The organism is Rarobacter faecitabidus (genome assembly GCF_006716265.1).
GTDB classification, from domain to species: domain Bacteria; phylum Actinomycetota; class Actinomycetes; order Actinomycetales; family Cellulomonadaceae; genus Rarobacter; species Rarobacter faecitabidus.
In genome coordinates, this window is the sequence record NZ_VFOS01000001.1 from 953,917 (window position 1) to 976,100 (window position 22,184).

General features: G+C 65.2%; 21 protein-coding genes. 12 read left to right on the forward strand and 9 right to left on the reverse strand.

The window, feature by feature from the left end:
* Positions 1 to 5: 5 nt before the first annotated feature.
* Positions 6 to 851 (forward strand): ATP phosphoribosyltransferase, encoded by an 846-nt coding sequence (gene hisG / locus FB461_RS04335; RefSeq protein WP_142119291.1) that lies wholly within the window; start codon positions 6 to 8, stop codon positions 849 to 851.
* Positions 852 to 987: 136 nt separating this feature from the next.
* Here the strand turns inward: hisG and FB461_RS04340 are convergent, their stop codons facing one another.
* On the reverse strand, positions 988 to 2,943 hold the full coding sequence (locus FB461_RS04340) for a DEAD/DEAH box helicase (protein ID WP_246046008.1): 1,956 nt from the start codon (positions 2,941 to 2,943) through the stop codon (positions 988 to 990).
* 199 nt (positions 2,944 to 3,142) lie between these two features.
* Between FB461_RS04340 and FB461_RS04345 the strand changes: the two genes are divergently transcribed.
* The 8 genes from FB461_RS04345 (at position 3,143) to FB461_RS04380 (ending at position 8,634) form a co-directional block, all read left to right on the forward strand.
* Positions 3,143 to 3,757 carry a CDP-alcohol phosphatidyltransferase family protein gene (locus FB461_RS04345; RefSeq protein WP_142119295.1) on the forward strand — a complete coding sequence of 205 codons (615 nt, stop codon included), beginning with the start codon at positions 3,143 to 3,145 and terminating at the stop codon, positions 3,755 to 3,757.
* Positions 3,758 to 3,766: 9 nt separating this feature from the next.
* A complete protein-coding gene (locus FB461_RS04350) occupies positions 3,767 to 4,591 on the forward strand; it encodes a DUF881 domain-containing protein (protein WP_170222612.1) in 825 nt (274 codons plus the stop codon).
* 49 nt (positions 4,592 to 4,640) lie between these two features.
* Positions 4,641 to 4,973 (forward strand): small basic family protein, encoded by a 333-nt coding sequence (locus FB461_RS04355; RefSeq protein WP_142119299.1) that lies wholly within the window; start codon positions 4,641 to 4,643, stop codon positions 4,971 to 4,973.
* Between the two features lie 3 nt (positions 4,974 to 4,976).
* Entirely contained in the window at positions 4,977 to 5,786 is an 810-nt protein-coding gene (locus FB461_RS04360) for a DUF881 domain-containing protein (RefSeq protein WP_142119301.1), read from the forward strand.
* 81 nt (positions 5,787 to 5,867) lie between these two features.
* Positions 5,868 to 6,326, forward strand: coding sequence for an FHA domain-containing protein (locus FB461_RS04365; protein WP_142119303.1), 459 nt, complete (start codon positions 5,868 to 5,870; stop codon positions 6,324 to 6,326).
* 116 nt (positions 6,327 to 6,442) lie between these two features.
* Positions 6,443 to 7,108 carry a transcriptional regulator FtsR gene (gene ftsR / locus FB461_RS04370; protein WP_246046009.1) on the forward strand — a complete coding sequence of 222 codons (666 nt, stop codon included), beginning with the start codon at positions 6,443 to 6,445 and terminating at the stop codon, positions 7,106 to 7,108.
* Positions 7,109 to 7,350: 242 nt separating this feature from the next.
* Positions 7,351 to 7,890, forward strand: a complete 540-nt coding sequence (locus tag FB461_RS04375; protein WP_142120758.1) for a MerR family transcriptional regulator — start codon at positions 7,351 to 7,353, stop codon at positions 7,888 to 7,890.
* Between the two features lie 393 nt (positions 7,891 to 8,283).
* Positions 8,284 to 8,634, forward strand: coding sequence for an RNA polymerase-binding protein RbpA (locus FB461_RS04380; RefSeq protein ID WP_142119307.1), 351 nt, complete (start codon positions 8,284 to 8,286; stop codon positions 8,632 to 8,634).
* A gap of 7 nt (positions 8,635 to 8,641) precedes the next feature.
* Here FB461_RS04380 and FB461_RS04385 read toward each other — a convergent pair whose 3' ends face one another.
* From FB461_RS04385 to FB461_RS04415, 7 genes are all read right to left on the reverse strand, one after another.
* A complete protein-coding gene (locus FB461_RS04385) occupies positions 8,642 to 9,403 on the reverse strand; it encodes a polyprenol monophosphomannose synthase (protein ID WP_142119309.1) in 762 nt (253 codons plus the stop codon).
* A gap of 146 nt (positions 9,404 to 9,549) precedes the next feature.
* The gene (locus FB461_RS04390; protein ID WP_142119311.1) at positions 9,550 to 12,405 is read right to left on the reverse strand and encodes a DEAD/DEAH box helicase; all 2,856 of its coding nucleotides are present in this window, start codon (positions 12,403 to 12,405) and stop codon (positions 9,550 to 9,552) included.
* A gap of 46 nt (positions 12,406 to 12,451) precedes the next feature.
* Positions 12,452 to 13,231: a twin-arginine translocase subunit TatC gene (tatC, locus tag FB461_RS04395; protein ID WP_342776108.1), complete on the reverse strand. Its 780-nt coding sequence runs from the start codon at positions 13,229 to 13,231 to the stop codon at positions 12,452 to 12,454.
* Between the two features lie 2 nt (positions 13,232 to 13,233).
* The gene (tatA, locus tag FB461_RS04400; protein WP_142119313.1) at positions 13,234 to 13,428 is read right to left on the reverse strand and encodes a twin-arginine translocase TatA/TatE family subunit; all 195 of its coding nucleotides are present in this window, start codon (positions 13,426 to 13,428) and stop codon (positions 13,234 to 13,236) included.
* Positions 13,429 to 13,501: 73 nt separating this feature from the next.
* Entirely contained in the window at positions 13,502 to 13,813 is a 312-nt protein-coding gene (locus tag FB461_RS04405) for a hypothetical protein (protein WP_142119315.1), read from the reverse strand.
* 37 nt (positions 13,814 to 13,850) lie between these two features.
* Positions 13,851 to 14,819 carry a helix-turn-helix transcriptional regulator gene (locus tag FB461_RS04410; protein WP_142119317.1) on the reverse strand — a complete coding sequence of 323 codons (969 nt, stop codon included), beginning with the start codon at positions 14,817 to 14,819 and terminating at the stop codon, positions 13,851 to 13,853.
* Complete coding sequence (locus tag FB461_RS04415; protein ID WP_142119319.1) at positions 14,809 to 15,819, reverse strand: helix-turn-helix transcriptional regulator; 1,011 nt, start codon at positions 15,817 to 15,819, stop codon at positions 14,809 to 14,811. The genes FB461_RS04410 and FB461_RS04415 overlap by 11 nt, the downstream gene beginning before the upstream one ends.
* 58 nt (positions 15,820 to 15,877) lie before the next feature.
* On the opposite strand from FB461_RS04415, the gene FB461_RS04420 reads away from it, so the two are divergent.
* Positions 15,878 to 16,960, forward strand: a complete 1,083-nt coding sequence (locus tag FB461_RS04420) for a DUF3866 family protein (RefSeq protein ID WP_246046011.1) — start codon at positions 15,878 to 15,880, stop codon at positions 16,958 to 16,960.
* Between the two features lie 118 nt (positions 16,961 to 17,078).
* A complete protein-coding gene (locus FB461_RS04425) occupies positions 17,079 to 19,541 on the forward strand; it encodes a glycogen/starch/alpha-glucan phosphorylase (protein ID WP_142119323.1) in 2,463 nt (820 codons plus the stop codon).
* A 132-nt stretch (positions 19,542 to 19,673) separates the two neighbouring features.
* On the opposite strand, the gene FB461_RS04430 is transcribed toward FB461_RS04425, so the two are convergent.
* Positions 19,674 to 20,294, reverse strand: a complete 621-nt coding sequence (locus FB461_RS04430; RefSeq protein ID WP_142119325.1) for an L-threonylcarbamoyladenylate synthase — start codon at positions 20,292 to 20,294, stop codon at positions 19,674 to 19,676.
* 153 nt (positions 20,295 to 20,447) lie between these two features.
* On the opposite strand from FB461_RS04430, the gene FB461_RS04435 reads away from it, so the two are divergent.
* Positions 20,448 to 22,172, forward strand: a complete 1,725-nt coding sequence (locus FB461_RS04435; protein ID WP_142119327.1) for an LGFP repeat-containing protein — start codon at positions 20,448 to 20,450, stop codon at positions 22,170 to 22,172.
* The last annotated feature ends 12 nt before the right edge of the window (positions 22,173 to 22,184 follow it).

The window sequence follows — 22,184 nt, forward strand, 5'->3', positions numbered from 1 at the left end:
CGTTCGTGCTCCGTATCGCCGTACCCAATAAGGGTTCCCTTTCCGAGCCAGCGAGCCAGATGCTGCGCGAGGCCGGATACCGTCAGCGCCGTGACTCCCGCGAACTCGTCCTGGTGGACGAGGCAAATGACGTGGAGTTCTTCTTCCTGCGCCCGCGGGACATCGCCGTCTACGTGGGATCGGGAACTGTTGATGCCGGATTCACCGGCCGGGACCTGCTGCTCGATTCGGGTGCGAAGGCGATCGAGCATCTGCCGCTGGGCTTTGCGCGCTCCACGTTCAGGTTCGCGGCCCCTGTGGCCGAATACCAGTCGATCGCGCAATTGGACGGCAAGCGCATCGCGACCTCCTACCCCCTGCTGGTACTGAACTTCCTGCGGGACCAGGGGATCACCCCCGCCGAGGTCGTTCGCCTCGACGGAGCCGTTGAGACCGCGATCCGGCTCGGCGTGGCCGACGTCATCGCGGACGTCGTCGAAACAGGTTCCACCCTGCGCGCTGCGGGGCTCGAGGTGTTCGGCGAGCCCTTGCTGTCGTCCGAGGCGGTGCTCATTCGCCAGCCCGACACCGACCAAGGCGCTCTCGCGGTGGTGACGCGCCGCCTCCAGGGGGTTCTCACGGCGCGCAGATTCGTGCTGATGGACTACGACGTGCCTTCGGCGCTCATCGACGAGGCTGCGAAGATCACCCCCGGTTTCGAGTCGCCCACTGTGTCCGACATGCACGACTCGGGCTGGAAGGCAGTGCGGGTCATGGTGCCCCGCGACGAGACGAACGTGATCATGGACCGCCTGTACGACCTGGGTGCCCGCGCAGTGCTCGTCACCCAGATCATCGCGAGCCGCATCTAGCCGCTGGGTCCCTGGCAGGACATATACGAGATCGGGGGTGTTGACCGACAACCGGTCAACACCCCCGCGTGCCGCGCCGGATCAAGTCGGCGGGCAAGATTCGACGAGAAGCCCTCCGGCTTACCGTCAGCGCGGATCAGTAGGAACGGCCCCGATTCGGCTTTCCACCCGCGTAAGGGCTGCGCCCCTTGCCCTGGTCCCCACCGCGGAACCGATCGCCACCGCGCTCACCGCGATCACGCCGGTCGTAGTTGCCCCGCTCACGAGATCCCTGGTCGTAGCCGCCGCGCTCTCCCCGCTCCGATCGTGGACGGTCAGTGCGGGGGCGAGGGCCATCGTCCACCTGCAGCCGCAGGGGTCGACCGCCGACCTTGGCACGCGAAAGCCGCTTCATCTGGTTGGCGTCGAGTGCCGGTCCGATCTCGACCAGAGCGAACGAACCGAACATGGCGATCTTCCCGATATCCGAGCCGCGCAGTCCCCCCTCGTTCGTGAGGGCACCGACGATTCCGCGCGGTTCTGCGCCCGTGTCGAAGCCCACCGACACACGGTACTTGGTAGCACCCGGGGTGGTGGAAGGACGCGACCGGTGCACGGGCGCGGCATCGTCGTTGAAGTGCCTGCGCGGGCCGCGTCCGCCGGCCTCACCCTGGAACCGATCGCGACGCGCAGAACCCTCGTAGTCGTCTCGGGCTCGCGTCTTGGGAGGGCGGGCGGCGGCGACGAGTTCCTCGTGCTCGGCCTGCTCCTGTGCACGCTGGGCGCTTGGCCCGCTGTCTCCTACCCCAAGGGCCAGCACTGCGGAGAGTACGTCCTCGACCTGCTTGTCGCCATGGCCGGCCAGGTATTCGCCCAGAAGTTCCTTGTAGAGGCCGAGTCGACCCGCTTCGAGGCGGCTGTCGACCCGCTCCAGGAGCTTGCGCGTGCGGTGCGCAGACACGTCCAGGGGAGAAGGGATCTGAATCTCGGTGAGATCGGTCCTGATCGCCCGTTCGATGTTTCGCAGCTTGCCGCGCTCACGGGGGGAGATGAAGGTCAGCGCCGTGCCGGCGCGGCCCGCCCGACCGGTGCGGCCGATACGGTGCACGTAGGCCTCGGACTCGCGAGGCAGGTCGTAGTTGACGACCAGGCCGATGCGCTCCACATCGAGGCCTCTCGCAGCCACGTCGGTGGCGACGAGCACATCGATGGCACCGGAGCGCAGGCGATCGACGATCTTCTCGCGGTCACGCTGCGCGACGTCGCCGCTGATGGTTGCGGCGATCAGTCCGCGCGACGCGAGCTCGATGCCGACCTCTTCGGCAGCCGCGCGGGTGCGACAGAATACGATAGCGGCGTCGGCCTCGGACGTGATGAGGACGCGTGACAGTGCGCCGATCTTGTGCCGCAAGGGAACCATGGCGAACTGCTGCGTCACCGCGCTGACGGTGGTCGACTGCCGGGCCACGGCTATTTCGACTGGGTCTTTCAAGTGCTCGCGCGCGACCCGTCGAATCCCAGGAGGCATGGTGGCGGAGAACAGGGCGACCTGGCGCTCGCGCGGCGCCTTCGCGAAGATCGTGTCGACGTCCTCGGCGAAGCCCATCCGCAGCATCTCGTCCGCCTCGTCCAGGACGAGCATTCCCACGTGGCTGAAGTCAGCGGTACCGCGCTCGAGGTGATCGATGACTCGCCCAGGCGTCCCCACGAGAATCTGCGCACCGTTCTCTAGCGCCCTGATCTGCGGGCCGTACGGGGCGCCGCCGTAGACGGTGGCCACCGAGACGTCGGCCACGTGCTGGGCGAAGCTCTGAAGCGCATCGCCGACCTGAATGGCGAGCTCGCGCGTTGGCGTGAGAACGACGGCCTGGAGGTAGCGTCCGTCAGCGTCGATCCCGCTGATCAGGGGAAGGCCGAAGGCGGCGGTCTTTCCGGTGCCCGTCTGAGCGATGCCCGTGATGTCTCGGCCGGCGAGCAGGGCCGGAATCGCCGCTGCCTGAATCTGCGTCGGGGTGGTGAAGCCGAGGGTCGTCACCGCGTCGAGTAGCGCGCTGGGGAGGTCGAGGTCAGCGAACGCCGGTTCGGTGTCGGAGTTGGGCACGGCGGAAGTCACGAAAAAGGACCGCTTTCGATGGGAGAGCAAAGTGAGAAATGGCGACCGAGTCGTCGCGGCGAACGCCGGCAAACGGACCGGCGGCGCAGTGTAGTCCAGGACATCATACGCGTAATTGCCCAGCCATTGGAGAGGGATTCGTGTGATTGTGCCCACGTCGCACCGTGTTCTTGCCTCGCTCGTGACACAATCTTGAATCATGAGTGCACCCGAGGACGCCGAACGCTTCGCCGCCGCGAGCGATCGAATCGTCACCCTGCCGAACGCGATCAGCGCGGCACGCCTCGTGCTCGTCGTCGTGTTCGGCGTCCTTGTCGCGCAGGGCGAGCACATCGCCGCCGTGGTGATTCTCGCCATCGCGGGGTTCTCTGACTGGGCTGACGGAGCCCTGGCACGCAAACTCGACCAGGTTTCGAAACTCGGGCAGACGCTCGACCCAATCGCCGATCGCCTGCTCATTTTCGTCGCGCTACTGGCGATGGGCTACCGCGATCTGGTGCCATGGTGGCTCGTGATCACGGTACTCGTGCGCGAGGTCATGCTCGCTGCGGTGCTCATGGGTCTTAGGCGGATCGGTCGGGGACCCTTCGCGGTCACTCTTGCCGGTAAGGCCGGGACGTTCCTGCTGATGGTCGCCTTCCCGATCCTTCTGCTCGCCAACGTGAACGGCGCGATCGGGACCGCCGCTTGGATCGCGGGATGGGCGTTCATGTACTGGGGTGTGATCGTCTACTGGGTGGCCGGCCTGTCTTACGTCCGCCACGGTCTGAGAATCCTGCGCGCACCGGCTACGCCGAGCGGGGCGGCGACCTGAATGCCGGACATGGACGAGATCGCACCGGGGGAGTCGCGGTCCCGGTCTGCCTCGATGAATCTGCTACTCGAGGTCATGGACCACCCACTCGATCCGGGCTATGTGGAGGCGAAGAAGCGCAGATCGCATAGGCGCACCTCACCGCTCGGCGTCGTCACGTGGACGCTGATCGCCGTGCTGGCCGGTATCAGCATCGCCGCGGCAGTCGTTTACCTTCGTATCCCTCGCACGGCGAGTGTGCAGGCGAGGGCGTTGCTCGCCGAGCAGATCACCGCCAAGCGCGACGAGGTGGAGGGCCTTGCCCAGCGCAACGAGGAACTTCACAGCGAAATCGCCCGGCTGAGCAACGACGTGCTCTACGGCCCGCGTTCCCCGTCGACTGAGGCCTCGGCGGCGAGCCTTCTTGCCATGGCGTCGACGCCCGTGTCGGGGCCGGGCGTTTCGGTCGCCCTCAACGATGGCCCAGAAGCCGCCCAACTCGACGCCGCTCGAGTGCAGGATCTGGACATCCAGTTGGTGGTCAACACGCTGTGGAGCGCGGGAGCCGAGGCCATAGCCATAAACGGGGTACGCCTGGGTCCGACCTCGGCGATACGCGGCGCCGGGGGAGCGGTGCTCGTCGACTTCGTAGGACTCACGCCGCCCTATGAGATCTCGGCCATCGGTCAGTCGAACGCGCTTCAGGTGGAACTCGCACGGTCGAGCACCGCCGACCACCTCAGCCGCCTCAACGCCACGTACGGCATAACGTTCAAGGCGAGCGGCGAATCCACCCTCGATCTGCCGGCCGTGGGTGTGCCGACGTTGCGATACAGCAAGGCTGTGTCAAAGTGAGAAGGACACCAAGTGCCATACGGCACGATTACTCATTGGGGAGGACGCCATGATCCCAGTACTCGGCCTCGTTGTCGGGGTGGTACTCGGATTGGTTCTCCAGCCGAGCGTGCCGGCGGCCTTGCAGCCTTACCTGCCGATTGCCGTCGTCGCGGCGCTGGACGCACTGTTCGGCGGCTTGCGAGCCGTTCTCGACGGCATGTTCAATGACCGCGTCTTCCTCGTGTCATTCCTGTCCAATGTCACCATTGCGGCGTTCATCGTGTTCCTAGGGGACCAGCTCGGCGTGGGGACGCAGTTGTCCACCGGCGTCGTGGTCGTCCTCGGCATCCGCATCTTCTCCAACGCCGCGGCGATCCGACGGCACCTGTTCAAGGCCTGAACCATGCCGGACAGGTACTCCCATCCCGATACGTCACGCCGCGCGCGTCACTCCAAGGCGCCCGCGACCGACGAGGTCGCTACGGACGTGGATCTCCCGACGCGGCGCGCCAAGGGAGTCAGCTTCTGGCGGGCGATGTCACCGCGCGGAACGCGAGCGCAACTACTCGCCGCTCTGCTGTGCGCCGTCGTCGGCTTCGCTGTCGCAGTGCAGGTAAATCAGACTCAGACCGACGGCCTCGACAACCTTCGCCAGGCCGATCTGGTGCGGCTTCTTGATGAAGTTTCTCAGCGCGGCGAGGCTCTCGACGCGGAGCGCCGCGAACTGGAGAGTCAGGTAAGTCGCCTGCAGGAGAGTTCGAGCGCGGATCAAGCGGCACGCGAGGCGGCACGCGAGGCGCAGCTCCTGCAGGACGTGCTGACAGGCGCCACTGCGGTGAAAGGACCGGGTGTAATCGTCCGCTCGAGGGGCCCGGTGGATGCCGGAACGCTGGTGAACATGCTCCAGGAACTGCGCAATGCGGGCGCCGAGGCGATCTCCATCAACGATCACCGCGTTGTCGTGTCGACGTCGTTCACTCAGCGTGACCGTCAACTGCTGGTAGACAACGAGGTGTTGGATCAGCCGCTCGTGTGGCGTGCGATAGGCGACCCGGCGACGCTCCAGCCTGCGCTGGAAATTCCGGGGGGGGCGCTCGCCTCGCTACGTGGCGATGGTGCCGAGGTCTCGATCGAATCGTTCGACGAAATCGAGATCCTGGCTACGGCGACGCTGGCCACTCCTGATTTCGCTGTGGAGGCCCCGGACCAATAGTGCACCTCTCCGCGCCCAGGTCGTTCGCGGTAAGGTTGTAAGTCAGGACGCAATCTCTGCGAGACACACACAGGGGAGACTATGACGCCGTTGGATTCCGGTGAGCAGCCGCCGTCAAACGTCGATACCACACTGTCGTTGGGCTATCCGGAAACGGCCGACACATCGCGGCCGCGTATCGGCTTGTCGCCGCAGGAATCGGCTCTTGTGGCGGCGCTTCCCGATGGCGCTGGCATTCTCATTTCCCACCAGGGACCGGCGGCTGGATCACGATTCCTGCTCGACACGGACGAGGTGTCCGTGGGGCGCAGCGAGAAGGCGGATATTCTCCTGGACGATGCCACCGTTTCGCGCAAGCATGCTCTGTTCAGCAAAGTCGCTGGCGGCTACGAGGTCCGCGATGTGGGCTCCCTGAACGGCACGTACGTGAACCTCGAGCGCATCGAGCGAACGAACCTCCGCACTGGCGATGAGGTCCAGATCGGCAAGTTCCGGCTTACCTACTACGCCAGCATCGCCGATGGCGCGGGCCATTCCTGATGGGGCCAGTTCACCAACGGGCGCCCCTGGCGAGCCCTGGGGAACCTGGGCGGATCAACGAGTCGACCGCGCCGCAAGCCGAAGCGTGGCCACGGGGCATATCCCGGCGCGCCTCGATGAGGATTTCGGACGTTCTCGCTGCCCTGAAGGCCGAGTTTCCCGCGGTTAGCCACTCTAAGTTGCGCTTCCTCGAGGAGCAGGGCCTCGTCGAGCCGGTCCGCACGGCCTCGGGGTATCGGCAATACAGCCCTGCCGACATCGAGCGCATCCGTTTCGTTCTCGTGGAGCAGCGCGACCGCTATCTTCCGCTCAAGGTGATCAAGGACAAGTTGGCCGAGTTGGACGCCGGTGCGGCGGCTCACGATCAGCCGCTGATTCCCCATCTAGTCACGCGTGACGGGGTTTCGGAGGCATCCTCGCGATCTATGCACCTCGATGCGGTCGCTCAGCGCAGCGGCATCAGCGTGGGTGCCCTGCAGGAACTCGTGGACAACGCCGTGATCACGGTGGACGCCGACGGCCGCATCAACGCCTGGGACGAGCCGGTGATCACGGCGTGCGCCGCATTGCAGCAGCAGGGTCTCGATGCCCGTCAGCTTCGAGCGATTCGCGCGGCCGCCAACCGGCAGATCGACGTCATCGACCAACTGGTGCGGGCGGTGGGCCGCACGCATTCCCCTGCGGCGCAGGCCAAGCGTTCGAGCATGGCGGTCGACCTGGGGGAGATGTGCGCCAAGGCGTACACGGCGATGCTGCGCCAGGGGATAGTGGAACTGGGCTGAGTCGCGGCCGCGAAACCTAACCTTGAAGTAGAGGGTTAGGACACGCCGAGGCGACACGCCGGTTGTGGTCGTTGTATCGCGGTCGCTGGGACCGTAAGTTTGGGACATCGCCAAGGGATTCCGACGCGACACTCGACGATGGCGCCCGAAGCCACCCCAGCGGTGGCATGATGGTGCTAAGACCAGCGATATCGGAGGACCCCGTGAGCCAGAACCCGCCGAACGGACAAAAGCCCGGCGCCATGCGCGAGGTGCGCACTCAGGGGTTGCTGTTCGATGAGGACTTGGCAAACCTCGACAACGCCGAGGGATACCGCGGTCCCATCGCGTGCCGTGCAGCGGGAATCACGTATCGCCAGCTCGACTACTGGGCTCGCACGGGGCTCGTGGAGCCTACCGTGCGTTCCGCAACCGGCTCCGGAACGCACCGCCTCTACAGTTTCCGCGACATCCTGGTGCTCAAGGTCGTGAAGCGACTCCTGGATACAGGCGTGTCGTTGCAGCAGATTCGGGCCGCGGTGGAGCATCTACGCGAGCGGGGAGTGGACGATCTCGCCCAGATCACGCTCATGTCGGATGGGGCGTCGGTCTACGAGTGCACCTCGGCTGATGAGGTCATCGACCTCGTCCAAGGTGGCCAGGGAGTGTTCGGAATCGCCGTGGGCAAGGTATGGCGGGAGATCGAGGGCACGCTTGCCGAGCTTCCCACCGAGCGCCTTGATGACGACACCGACGAGGTGGACGAGCTTTCCGCCCGCCGCAAGCGGCGCCAGGCGGGTTGATTCCGCCATCGATCACTGCGTGATCGACGTTCGTTGCACGGCATCCTGCGGAATCGTTCCCGCGGACTGGGGGCGTAGGGCCCAAGGACACGTGCGCGTAGCGCGACGCATCCACGAATGGACGCGACCGTTAGGCATGGTCACGAAACGGTCACGGTCCGTTGCCATTTGACATAACGTACATTATCGGCGTTTCACGATTGCGGTTACAGTCGGGCCGTCAGCGCCTGATGTTGTACGGAACGCCACCAACCGTCACGTTGCTCCGAAAGACAGCGTTGACGCTCGGCGGAATTATCCCGACTAGAATGTTGTGCTGGGTCGTCCGCCGGGAACAATTCCGTCGCGGATGTTGTTGAGCCAATCGGTATTCATTTCTTACGGAGGCAACATATGGCTGATCGTTCACTCAGGGGCATGTCCATCGGTTCGAAGTCGATGGAGTCCGACGAGGGTGTTGACTTTGCCCCGCGCCAGGAAGCCACCTATGACTGCCCGAACGGTCACACGATAGTCCTTCCGTTCTCCGTCGAGGCCGAGTTGCCCGGAGCCTGGGAGTGCCGCTGCGGCGCCGAGGCCAAGTTGCGCGGACCGGATATCGCCGCCGAATCGGACGAGAAGCCGGTCAAGCCAGTCCGTACCCACTGGGACATGCTGCTTGAGCGTCGCTCCGAGGAGGAGCTCAAGGAGCTGCTGGACGAGCGCCTCGAACTTCTGCGCGCCGGCAAACTCCGCCGCGGCTGACGGCTCGCTAGTTCTTGCCTGTCACAACCCGCTTGAGTTGGCGCGCCCGATGGCGTGTCCCCCACACGGTGATGTTGACCAGCGCCTCGCGCGCGATCGCGCCGCTCATCTTTGACGTGCCGGCTCGGCGCTCAACGAATGTGATCGGGGCTTCGACGATCAACTCGCCGCGCTGATGCAATCGCCACAGGACATCTACCTGGAAGCAGTAACCCTGCGACGCGATATCGTCTAGTTCCAGTTCGGCGAGTTTCTCGGCGCGGTACGCCCGGAATCCTCCGGTCGCATCACCCACTGGCAGGCCGAGCGCCAGATGCACGTAGGCGTTCCCGAACCGCGAGATGAGTTGCCTCGACTTCGCCCAGTTCTCCGTCTTTCCCCCGCTGATCCATCGCGAACCCAAGACCACTGCGGCGTCTGGATAGGCGTCGAGGACGCGAAGTATCTTCGGCAGATCCTCCGGGCGGTGCGAGCCGTCGGCATCCATTTCCACGATGACGTCGTACCCTCGCTCCAATGCCCAGCGAAAGCCCGCCACGTAGGCGGTTCCGAGTCCGAGTTTTCCGCTTCGGTGCAGTGCGGCGATCCGGTCGTCGTCGGCGGCGATCCGATCGACGATCGCTCCGGTTCCGTCGGGGCTATTGTCGTCGACCACGAGCACGTTCAGATCGGGTGCCTCGGCGAGCACTCGTTCCAGGGCCACCGGAATTGTCGTGGCCTCGTTGTAGGTCGGCATGATGACGAGTGTTCGCCGATCGGCCCTGGTCATCGTGCCTGTCCCCTTCGAATAGCTGACGTGTGCTGACATCCTATCGCCCGTCGCACCGTCGCGGACCGCCCGTCCCGCGAACGGCGGCGCCGCTCGCTCGCCGTTGGATCAGCCATGCCTGTCCTGAGAAGCCGCGCGACAGTTGCCTAGTAGGCGACCACTCCCCTGCGTAGCGCGTCCAGTGCCGTCCGCGCGGTTGCGCGTAGCCGCGATGTGGGCGCCACACCCGCTATCTGATCTAGCACGTCGATCACCTGCTTGCACCACCGAACGAAGTCGCCCGCGGCCAACTCCGTATCGCGCAGAGCCGCATCGAGGTTGCGACCCGCCGCCCAGCGATGGACGGGCCCCACGATCCCGAAATCGGGCCGGAGCGTCGGTTCAAGACCAGCCGCGGATTCCACGTCCGCCAGCTTTGACCACACCCGGAACGTACCGTCCAGCGAATCCGCGACCTTGCCCTGCGGCCCGCCCGGTATTGCCTGCGCTCCCGCGGTCTCCCGCCGCCCCTCGTAGATTGTCGCGGCCACGACCGAGGCGAGTCCGGGCGCGGTCAACTCGTCCCAGATCCCGGCTCGCAGGCACTGGGCGATCAGCAAGTCCTTCTCACTGTAGAGTCGTCGCAGTGTAGCCCCCGCTTCCGTCAGCGCCAGGCCCTCGCCCTCAGGGACGAGGTACCCCAGCTTCTGCAGTACTGCGCATATTTTGTCGAATCGGATCGCGATCGTACCCGTGCGGCCCTCGATCCTGCGCAGCAGGCGCTCGTGCTGTGCGTTCAGGTCACGCCAGCGGTTCGCCCACCGCTCGTGATCGGCGAGATCCGGGCAACTGTGGCAGGGATGGGCGCGAAGCGCCTGGCGCAACTCCCGGATCTGCGCCTCCTTCGGCGCGGCCGCCCCACCCGGGTTCCGTCCACCGGAGTCGGTGGGACGTTCCTTCGCTCCCCTGGTCACGGACTTCACGACCTTGGCGAGTTCCTGCTTGGCGGCGGTGTTGCGCGCATTGAATCCCTTGGGAATGCGAGCCCGGCCAACGATCGCGAGCCCTTCCGGCGCATCGGTCACCGAGAACTGCTTGATGCGTCCATCGGCGAAGACCGCGACCCGCGAACCCTCGAAACCGGGTTCCGGGCGCTCGAGGACCACCGCAAAGCTACTGCGCCGCCGCGCGAAAACCTCGATGACATCCCCGCGCCGCAACTGCTCGATCTGCCGCGAAATCGCCGTCCGTTTCGTTGCGCCTCGTTCGCGTTTGCTTTCCTTCTCGAGGAGGGAGATGCGATCGCGCAGGGCGAAGTATTCGCGCGCATCACCGCGATCGCAGGTCATGGCTCGTTCGTATCCCGCCATCGCTTGCTGCTGCTCCGCCGCCTGGCGTGCCAGACCCACGACCGAGCGATCCGCCTGAAACTGGGCGAAGGACATCTCGAGGACGTCCCGAGTGCGCTGCACGCCAACGGTGGAGACCAGGTTCGCGGCCATGTTGTAGGTGGGACGGAAACTCGACCGAAGGGGATAGGTGCGCGTTGAGGCGAGCCCGGCCAACGCCTCGGGGTCCAGACCTGGATGGTCGACGATGACGGCATGGCCCTCGACGTCGATGCCGCGCCGGCCTGCGCGCCCGGTGAGCTGCGTATACTCCCCCGGGCTGATGTCAACATGCGCCGAGCCATCCCACTTGTCCAACTTCTCCAGGACAACGGTTCTCGCGGGCATGTTGATGCCGAGCGCGAGCGTCTCGGTGGCGAAGACCACCTTGACGAGTCCGAGGACGAAGAGCTGTTCCACGATCTCCTTGAACAGCGGCAGAAGTCCAGCATGGTGCGCGGCGATTCCACGTTCGAGTGCAAGCGACCACGTGCCGTAGTCGAGGATGGCCAGGTCCGCTGGCGGGACGCCGGCGGTGCGCTCGTCCACAATCCGTCGAATCTGCGCGGCCTCGGCGTCGCTCGTCAACGCGAGCCCTGCTGCGAGGCACTGCTCGACGGCGATCTGGCAGCCGTTGCGCGAGAAGATGAAGTAGATAGCGGGCAGCAGATCCTCGGAATCGAGCAGGTCGACTGTCGCGAATCGCGGCACCGACTGGCGCCGCCGGGCGCTCGGTGGCGGCCCTCCGCGGCCGCCGCGCGCGGGCGCGTGCGGAACGCGAATCGTCGCTCGAAGCTCCGGATTGATCGGCAGTTCGCGTCCGTTCGTCAGCGAGTGAGGCGCGGCCCCCCGGGTAAACGCGGTCGGCGGTGAGTCCTCGTCCGCATCCGCCTCGGAGCCATTGCCATAGGCATACAGATCGATCAGCCGTACGCGCTGCCGGACTCCTCCCCCGCGTTCGACATCGTCGCCGCGTCGGGCGGTCACCACGTGCTGCCACAAGGGCACGGGGCGGTGATCCGAAACCACCAGGTCGGTCTCGCCGCGGACCTCGGTGAGCCACGCTCCGAACTCCTCGACGTTCGAGACGGTTGCCGAGAGGCACACCAGCTGGACAGTCTGCGAAAGGTGAAGAATGACCTCCTCCCATACCGGACCGCGGAATCGATCGGCCAGGTAGTGCACCTCGTCCATCACGACGAAGCCGAGGGTGTCCAGAGCACTCGAACCCGCGTACAGCATGTTGCGCAGGACCTCGGTGGTCATCACCACGATCGGGGCATCGCCGTTGATCGTGGTGTCGCCCGTGAGCAGTCCCACGCTCGCCTCGCCGTGCTGGTCCACGAGGTCGCGGTACTTCTGGTTGCTCAGTGCCTTGATGGGGGTGGTGTAGAAGGCGCGCTTACCCTGGCGCAGGGCGAGGAAGATAGCGAACTCACCCACCACGGTCTTTCCCGCACCCGTGGGGGCCGCCACGAGGACGGAAGCGCCGCGTTCGACGCTGGCACACCCTGCGCGCTGGAAGTCATCCAGCGCATAGGCCAGGGTGGCGGCGAACTGGCCGGCAGCCGACTTATTGAAGGCGCGCCTGATGCGATCCCGCTGATACCGCTCTGCGGGTGACAGATCTTCCATCTTGCCCACCTTCCATGAGGCCCGTTGGTCGAGCACTTGCTCCGGGCTACCCGAGTGCCGCCGCTATCAGGCTCTCCTGGCGGCGGTCGTAGCGGCGATCGTGCAGGATGCACAGGCCCAGAGCGATGACGTAGAGCAGGCAGATCGGCAGGGCAACGAGCACCATGGTCCAGGCATCCGGCGTCGGGGTCATGACGGCGGCGAACGTGAATGCTATGACGATCGCCCAGCGCCAGCCCTTCGCCCATGTCCTGGCGCGCACTACGCTCGCCATGTTCAGCACGACCATCAGGACCGGCAGGACGAAGGCGATTCCGAAAGCGAGCATGAGCCGCATCACGAAGGACAGATACATCTGGGCGTCCGTGAGGTTGGTCGCGCCGTGTGGCACGAACTCCGTCAGCACGAGCACCGCCCGCGGGAGCAGCAGCCACCCGAGCCCGGCGCCGATCAGAAACATCGGCACCGCCGTGAACACGAAGCCGAGCGCGTATCGCCGCTCGGTCTTCTTCAGGCCGGGCGTCACGAAGGCCCACACCTGATAGAGCCACCACGGCGAGGTGACGATCAGACCGATGAAGGCGGACACCTTCAGCCGGACATCGAAGGCCGAGGTCATGCCCGTGAAGTTGATGTTGATGATCGTGCCATCGCGCGCGGCGGCCGTCAGCAGCGGCTCCTGCAGCGCCTTGAAGACGGGCGTGTAGAGAAACCAGCCCACCACGGCACCGATCAGGACGCCCAGCACCGCCAGCAGCAACCGGCGGCGCAACTCGGCGAGGTGCGCACCGAGCGGCATCCGCTCCGAGTTCTTGCGAGCAGCCACCGCTACTTCGCGTTGGTGTCGTCTGGCGCGTCGCCGTTGTTCGGGTCGGGCGCGGTGGCGTCCTTCATCTCCTTGCGGAAGATCTTCATCGACTGACCGATATTCTTCGCGATCATCGGCAGCCGCGCGGCGCCGAAGACCAGCACGAGGACGATGATGAGCACGAGCCAATGACTCGGTTCCCTCAAGCCTGGCATTGCATACTCCTAATAGGTGGGTTGACGCCCTGCATTGTGTGATCCGGCCTCAAGTCTAGTGGACGTGCCTGTCCTATTCGTTAAAGCGCAGCCAGGAGCGCCAGCGTTCGCGGTGGCGGTCGAACTTCGCGCGCCGGCGCGCGAACTTGGCCGCGCGGCGCTCCTCGCGATACTCGCGAGCGGCCTGCACGTCGCCGAGCGCGGTCACCGGCCGGGCGGTGGTGAACTCGTCCGCAAAATCCTGATCGAACGCCTCCCCGAGCACGGACGAGGCCTCCCCCATGACCTCGGCGAGGTGACGACCGCGCTGCCACAGCCACCACAGCACCCCGACCATGAACGCGAGGGCGGCGACGACGAGAGCAAGCCAGATCCAGAACCACACTCCACCAGGCTAGAGCACTGGACGGGCAGGAGCGCCGCTAGGAGCCGTACTGAGCGAGAGCTCGAGCAGCGGATTCCCTCGCCTCGTCGCCCCAGTGGCCCGGCGAGACGTCCCGCACCTGGTCGGCGTAACTCAGTAGCAGTTGCCGGAACCATGGGTCGTTGACGACGTTCAACTCGATCGCGAACGAGCCGCCTTCGAGTTCCTCGAGTCCGGAGTACGGCACCGTCTCGGCGACGGCGCGCGCGGCGGGACCAAAAGTGACTCGAACGCTCGCGGCCGCGCCGTCGGCGGCATCGAAGCGCCCATCGGGCAGATCGGATGCGGCGATCTCCTGGCTGCTAGGCTCGGCGAGCAGCGTAGCCGAGTGGATGCGGTCGAGGCGGAATCTTCTCACCTCATTCGCCCTCGTGCACCATGCGTCGAGATATCCGTGCCCCTGATGCTGCGTTAGGCGAATCGGCTCCACGACACGATCATCGCGCTCGTCGGTGGCCGTCGAGTAGTCGATGGAAAGACGCCGGCGGTTGATGAGTCCTTGCTCGACGACCGCGTACACGCCTGGCGCGACGGTTTCGGTCCAGGCGATGTCGATGCTCCCGTACGCAGCGGGTTCGGTCGCGGTGAGCGCCTCCAGCGTGTCGTCGATAAGGTCCCGGACGGACTCGTCGATGCCCAACTGACTCACCGTGGCGCGCATGGCCTGAAGCGCCGCGCTGAGGGCGATCGCCTCCCGGTCCGAAAGGCCGAAGGATCGGTGTACGCCCTGCGAGTTGCTGAGCGTGATGAGGTCATCCTCGAAGTCGAAGGCGTCGAAATCGATGAGATCCCCGGGCATCCCACCGGGAAGGCCAGCGATCCAGAGCAGGTTCACGTCCTCCCTGATCTTGGTGGGGGTGGTGTTGAACCGTTCCGCCAGTTCGGCGACGGGAACCCTGTCGTGGTATTCGAGGTAGGCCACGAGGCTGAGCAGGCGGACCAGCCGTTCCGTCGTCTTATTCACCATGCGCCGCCACTCCCTTGCCGAGTTTGCTTGCCGCAACCAGAATCTCAATGACCTTCTCGCGCAGCGAATCGGGTTCGATGACGAGTACCGCGGGGCCGTACCCAGCGATCTCCCGCGCGAATGCCAGGTCTTGCCGATATGGGATGGTCACTTCGTCGCGTTCTGCGCCGTCCGACGCCGCGATCGAGTTGGCACGCGCCCGCAGGGACTGCCCCTTTCCGCGATCGATCCGTAGCCTCGCCTCGTAGCGAGGCGCGAGTGAAAGCAGGCTGGCGGCCTCATCAATCTGCGCGGCGGGCGGGATCTCGTAGGCTCCCTCCCGGCCATCGATGGAAGGCCTGCCGATAACGCGATCAAGGTGGAATACGCGCGGCTCCCCCACCTTGACATCGCGCGCCACCAGGTACCAGCCGGTTGGCCGGGCGACGATGCGCCAGGGTTCGACCTTGCGCCTGGTGGTCGCGCCGGTTCCAGCGGAGCGATAGGTGAATCCGAGCAGGCGGCGCGTTGCCAGGGCCTCCGTCATGGCCTCGTGCACTGTCTCGTTGTTCATCGTGAGATTCACCGACTCGGGAAGCAGCGCATCGCCGAGCAGGTCGGATGTCGCGCCCGGCTCCGCACCGAGGGCGCGTAGGCGCATCCGCGCGGTGATGATGTCCCGCTCGGGGGCAGCGGTGTGCCACAGGGTCGCGGCGAGCGTGAGGATCTTCAACTGCGACGGCGTAAACCAGGCCGCGTACTGGGCGGCGGCAGGGGCTTCGATTCGGTAGCGGACCTCATCGGCCGCGCCGTCCGTTCCGATGGTGACGAGTTCGAAACCCAGATCGCGCAGGTCTCGCTTGTCCCGCTCGAACATCTTCGACGCCGTATCGGGATTCGCTTCGGAGTCGTACCCGCTGACCGATCCCAGGATCTGCGCCTTGGTCATCCCCGTGCGGGAATTGAGGAGCGCGATCGCGAGCTGGAGGATCCGCTCGGTCTTGTCGATGGTTTCTGCCACGGATCAACGGTAGCCCTGGAGTACCGTTGAACACGTGATTCAGTGGCGGCGTGGCATCGTGCAATCAGTCGTCGACCAATGGGTGGGAGCCGAGGTGGCCATCGTCGACCTCGACGACGGCGGATCTGTCCGCGCACTGAACTACCCGCAACTCACGGGACCGGTCGCGACTGGCGCGCACGTCCTGATGAACAGCTCTGCGCTCGATCGCGGGCTCGGCACGGGCGGATTCGCGTTCATCGTGGCGAACCTCGAGTCAGACGCTCCCCCTGCCCCTACGAGCGGTCACTTGGTCAAGGCGCGGTATACGCCGATGCAGTCGATGGTCCTGTCCGTGGACGAACAGGGCTCCGAGCATCACGCCGCGCTGCGCGACGCGGACACCGTCGCGGGGCTACCGGTTGTGGTGGCCGACCTCCATTCGTCGGTGCCCGCCATCCTCGCGGGCATCCGCGCGCGCTTCACGGCCATTCATGGACGAGCCCCCCGCGTCGTCTACATCATGACCGACGGCGGTGCGCTACCCGCCTGGTTCTCGCGGACGATCAGTGGGCTGCGGCTCGCCGGCTGGTTGCAGGCGTCGATCACGTGCGGGCAGGCATTCGGCGGTGACTACGAGTCCGTGACCCTGCACACGGCGCTACTTGCCGCGCGCATCGTTGTCGAGGCAGACGTGGCGGTCGTGGCCCAGGGGCCGGGCAATCTTGGCACCGATACTCGGTGGGGTTTTTCTGGCGTGAGCGCGGGAGACGCGCTCAACGCCGTGGCGGCGCTGCGGGGTCGTGGCGTAGGAGTGCTGCGCATGTCGCAGGCCGATTCGCGGTGGCGGCACCTCGGTGTGTCGCATCACTCAGTCACCGCCTATGGGAGGGTCGCGCTCGCGGCTGCGGACCTCGTCCTACCGCCCGAGCCGCGCCCGCGGCCAGCGTGGTGGGCGGAGTGCGTGAGCGAGCGCGTGGCGGAGATACTCGCCGGTTGCGCCGGCCATCGTCTACACCTCCGCAGCGACGGCGATCTCGTTGAAATCCTGCGATCCGTGCCGGTGCCACTGTCGACGATGGGGCGAGGCCTCGTGGAGGACGAACTCGCCTTCACGGCCGCCGCCGCGGCCGGCTGTCATGCGGCGGAACTGACAGCCTGAGGCCGAGCGCGGCGCCCGCCTACACCCGAACGGGGATGTTCCGGAGGTGACTGGACGACATCAACTTGTTACAAGCCGTCGTATCGACACGCAATCCCGTCCAGGTAACCTAAGTCTCGTGAACAGACCACTGGACCTCCCCCCCGTGACCGTCGAGACCTTCAGTTCCGACTTCATTGCTCGGCTGCGGCATTCCCGCGGAGTCGATCTCGAGACCGCCAGCCAGAATGACCTTTACAGCGCTCTGGCCTGGACAGTTCGCAAGAACCTCATCGACCGCTGGCTCGAGACCAAGAAGACGCAGGCCGCGCAGAAGGCCAAGGTCGTGGCCTACCTGTCCGCCGAGTACCTGCTAGGTGCGCAACTGAACAACATGCTGCTCGCCTCGGGCCTTGAGCAGACGGCGCGTGATGCGATGGCGTCGCTGGGTCTCGATTTCGACAAGCTCGCGAGCGTCGAGGTCGAGCCAGGACTGGGCAACGGTGGCCTTGGCCGATTGGCCGCCTGCTTCGTGGACTCCCTGGCGACGCTGGACATTCCAGCTATCGGCTACGGGATCCGCTATCAGCACGGCATCTTCCGCCAGACCTTCGTCGATGGCCGCCAGGCGGAGCAGCCCGACAACTGGCTCGAACTGGGATCCCCATGGGAGCTCCCGCACCCGGAGGCCTCCGTCACCGTCCGCTTCGGCGGTTCCGTGGCCCACGCGACGAGCGCGACGGGTGAGGACGTGGCCACCTGGACGCCCTCGTGGGAAGTTGAGGCGGTTCCCTATAACTACCTCGTTCCCGGCTACGGCACGGCCAATGTGAACTCACTGCGACTCTGGAGCGCTCGTGCCACGCAGTCATTCGACCTGCAGATCTTCAACTCCGGCGACTACGAGGCGGCCGTGCGCGCGCAAACGTTCGCCGAGAACATCTCCCAAGTTCTTTACCCGGAGGATTCCACCCCGCAGGGCAAGGAGCTTCGTCTCCAGCAGCAGTACTTCTTCGTTGCCGCGTCGCTGCGCGACATGATCGAGCAGGTGGGGACTTCGCTCGACGCCCTGCGCACGCTGCCCGAGCGTGTCGTGTTCCAGCTCAACGACACGCACCCGGTGATCGCGATCCCCGAACTCATGCGGTTGCTGGTGGACGAGTATTCCGTTGCGTGGGACGAGGCGTGGGACATCACCCGCAGCGTGTTCAACTACACGTGCCACACTCTCCTTCCGGAAGCGCTGGAGGTCTGGCCCGTCGAATTGCTGGGACGCCTATTGCCGCGCCACATGGAGATCATCTTCCGCATCAACGACGACTTCATCGCGGAATTGCGTGAGCAGCGCCCGCACGACGAGCTACTGGTGCGCCGCATGTCGATCATCCAGGAGCAGCCACTGCGAGCCGTCCGGATGGCCCACCTCGCGACGATCGGCTCGACGAAGGTCAACGGCGTCGCCGCTCTGCACTCCGAACTGCTCAAGGACAAGGTCCTCGTGGACTTCTCGAACCTATGGCCGGGCAAGTTCACCAACGTCACCAACGGTGTCACCCCGCGCCGGTTCGTAAAGCTCGCTAACCCCGGGCTCTCCTCCCTGATCGACGAGGCCATCGGCACCGGCTGGGTGAAGGACCTAAGCGAACTGAGGCAGCTCGAACCGCTGGCGGAAGATGCCGAGTTCCGGGCGCGATTCCGCGACGTGAAGTACGCAAACAAGGTGCGCTTCGCCAAGGTCCTGCAGGAACGCGATGGCATTGAGGTCTCCCCCGACGCCATTTTCGATGTGATGGTCAAGCGGCTACACGAGTACAAGCGGCAGATGCTCAAGCTCCTGCACGTGGTCAGCCTCTATGACCGAGTGCTGAAGGGCGACTTCGACCCGACGACGCTGACCAAGAGGGTCGTGCTGTTCGGCGCCAAGGCCGCTCCCGGCTACTTGATGGCCAAGGAGATCATCGCCCTCATCAACGCGGTGGGCAAGACGATCAATTCTGATCCGCGACTCGACGGGCGTCTGCGTATCGCCTTCCCGGCGAACTACAACGTGACGCTCGCCGAGAAGCTCATTCCGGCAGCCGATGTGTCTGAGCAGATCTCGCTGGCAGGCAAGGAGGCGTCGGGAACCGGCAACATGAAGTTCGCCTTGAACGGCGCGCTGACGATCGGCACGCTCGACGGCGCCAACGTCGAGATTCGCGAGTTGGTGGGCGAGGACAACTTCTTCCTGTTCGGCCTCACCGAACCGGAGGTCGAACAACTACAGTCCGCCGGCTACCAGAGCGCCAAGTACTACGAGTCGAACCCCGCCCTGCGCGGCGCCATCGACTTGATAGCGTCCGGCGCGTTCTCGAACGGAGATCGCAGTGCGTTCGAGCGAGTGGTGTCGGACCTGCTCTGGCATGACCGCTTCCTGGTGCTGGCCGACTTCGAGTCTTACATCGAGGCGCAGAGCACGCTTGAGTCCGCGTATGCGGACCAGGACGCGTGGTCGCGCGCGGCCGTCCTGAACGTCGCGCGCTCCGGCTTCTTCTCCTCCGACCGTTCTATCCGCGACTACCTCGACAGGATCTGGCACGCGCCAGCGGTCCCCCTGCGCTGAGAGGCACTGCGCTCGGTCGCTCGCGGCTCGGGGCTGGCATTCGGCAACACCCGCCGAATGCCAGCCCCGGCGCATATATTTGCACGTCAGTCGGTCGCCGGGTTCGCCGTCGCCGGGTTCACCGCAGCGGCGTCAGTTGAAGCGTTCGGGGTCTCCCGACCCCACTCGGACGACCTCGGGCGATCCCGAGGTCCAGTCGACCACGGTCGTCGGTTCGGTGCCGCATTCGCCAGAATCGAGCACGATGTCAACGGCGTGGTCGAGTTCCTCCTTGACGGTCCAGCCGTCCGTGAGGACGTCAGTATGGCCCGGCAGTATCAGGGTCGAGGACAGGATCGGCTCCCCCATCTCCTCGAGAAGCGCCTGGACCAGCGCAGTGTCCGGGATACGAACGCCGACAGTCTTCTTTTTAGGGTGTGCCATCCTGCGCGGCACCTCGCTCGTTGCGCGCAGGATGAAGGTGTAGGGCCCGGGCGTCGCCGACTTGATGGCGCGGAACTCCGCGTTGTCGAGATAGACGAACTGCCCCAGTTGCGCGAAGTTCCGGCATACGAGCGTGAAGTGGTGCCTGTCATCAAGTTTCCGGATGGCCCGAATGCGATCCAGCGCGGCGGGGTTGTCGAGCGCTGCCCCAAGTGCGTAGCCCGAATCCGTGGGATACGCCACGAGGCCGCCCGCCCGAAGGCTCTCGGCGACCTTCTGCATCGTGCGCGCTTGCGGATTCACGGGATGAACGTCCAAATAGAGTGCCATGGCTCCACGTTAGCCCGCTTGAGCGCCGCCCGCCCAGCGCGCGGTACGACGTTGTTCAGTGCCCATCGACCGCATATTCAGCAGACTCCCACAGTGCGCTATGGGCGATGCTTTGCCTGGAAAGGTGGTGGGTCCTGTGCGAGAATCGACGCGATGCTTAGGACATACGAAACGCTAGAAAACACTTCCGACCTGCCGCGCCGCCGTGGCCTCCGTCTCGCCTCGTTCGCGTTGACCGCAGTACTTGCCACTGCGGGGGCGGCATCGCTGGCCGTGACGCCGATTGCAGTCGCTCCGGTTGCCCACGCAACGGCCATCAAGCCGGTGGCGAAGGCCTCGGAGTTCGATCCCGGCAATATCGTCTCGAACGCCGTGTTCTTCGACGGCGCAGCGCTCTCGGCCGCTCAGGTTCAGGCGTTTCTCAAGGCCCGAGTGCCGAAGTGCAACAAGTCTGCCTCGGGGCCCACGTGCCTGCGCGACTACAAGCAGTCGACCCCCAGCATCGCGGCCGACGCCTACTGCAAGAAGTATGCAGGTTCCTCGAACGAGTCTGCGGCGCGCATCATCTACAAGGTCGGCAAGGCGTGCGGCGTTTCCCAGAAAGCACTGCTCGTGCTGCTGGAGAAGGAACAGTCGCTGGTCACATCCGGATCGACCACGCTCAACATGCCGACCGATTACAAGTACCTGCACGCCACCGGATTCGCGTGCCCGGACACCGCGCCATGCGATCCGAAGTACTCGGGAATCTTCTATCAGCTTTACTACGGTGCACGTCAATACCAGCGCTACGCCAAGGACCCGTTCTTCTCCTGGCGCTCGATCGGCAAGAACAACATTGGCTACAACCCCAAGGCATCCTGCGGAAGCGCGACCGTGAACGTGCAAAACCAGGCCACCCTGGGTTTGTACTACTACACCCCCTATGTCCCCAATGCCGCCGCCCTCGAGCACATGTACTCCACTGGCGATAGTTGCTCGTCCTACGGCAACCGCAACTTCTTCCGCATCTTTAACGACTGGTTCGGATCGACCCAGCGCCCGGTGCGGGGAGCAATCCAGAAGGTATGGATTGCTAACAGTTCCCACGCGGGTAAGTACGGGCGACCCAGCACCGTTCCCAAGTGCAATGCCACGGGCACATACTGCGTTCAGCGTTTCGCCGGTGGCTACCTCGCCTCGCGATCTGCCACCGGATTCGCTCTCGCAAACACCGCCTTCGTGACGAAGTGGGTGGCCACCGGTAGCACGGCGGGGACCCTGGGCTGGCCGTATTCGAAGGCCGCCTGCAACTCCAAGGGCTGCCGTCAGCGGTTCACCGGTGGCGAACTGGCCGCTAAGCCGGGCAAAGCACTGCGCATCGTCCCGGCCAAGATCGCGACTGCGTGGCGGGCGAAGAAGCATGTTAATGGCGCGCTCGGGGCTCCGATCAAGAACGCGGTCGTCAAGTCGACCCACACTCGTCAGCGCTTCGCGGGCGGATTCATCGTGATCCAGAAGAACGGCAAGGCGCGCCTCGTCCTCCAATCACTCGCAACCGCGTGGGCAAAGGCTTCGGTTCGTAGCGCGGTCGGGTTGCCGACTGGGAACCGCTCCTGCTCCGGCGCCACGACCGGCAAGGGCAAGAAGGCGAAGAAGATAACCGTCTGCAAGCAGAAGTTCGCCAAGGGCTGGCTTGTCGCGCAGAGCACCGGCAAGACCCGCTACGTCAACGGCGCGATGGCCAGTGCGTGGCGCAAGTACGCCAAGAAGGCCGGCTACCCCGTCGGCAACACCAAGAGCGTGAGGAAGCACGGAAAGACGAAGTTCACGCAGACTTTCGCCAAGGCGAAGATCACGGTGGACTACAACGGCAAGGTAATCGTCAAGAAGCGCTGACGGCAGGGCTAC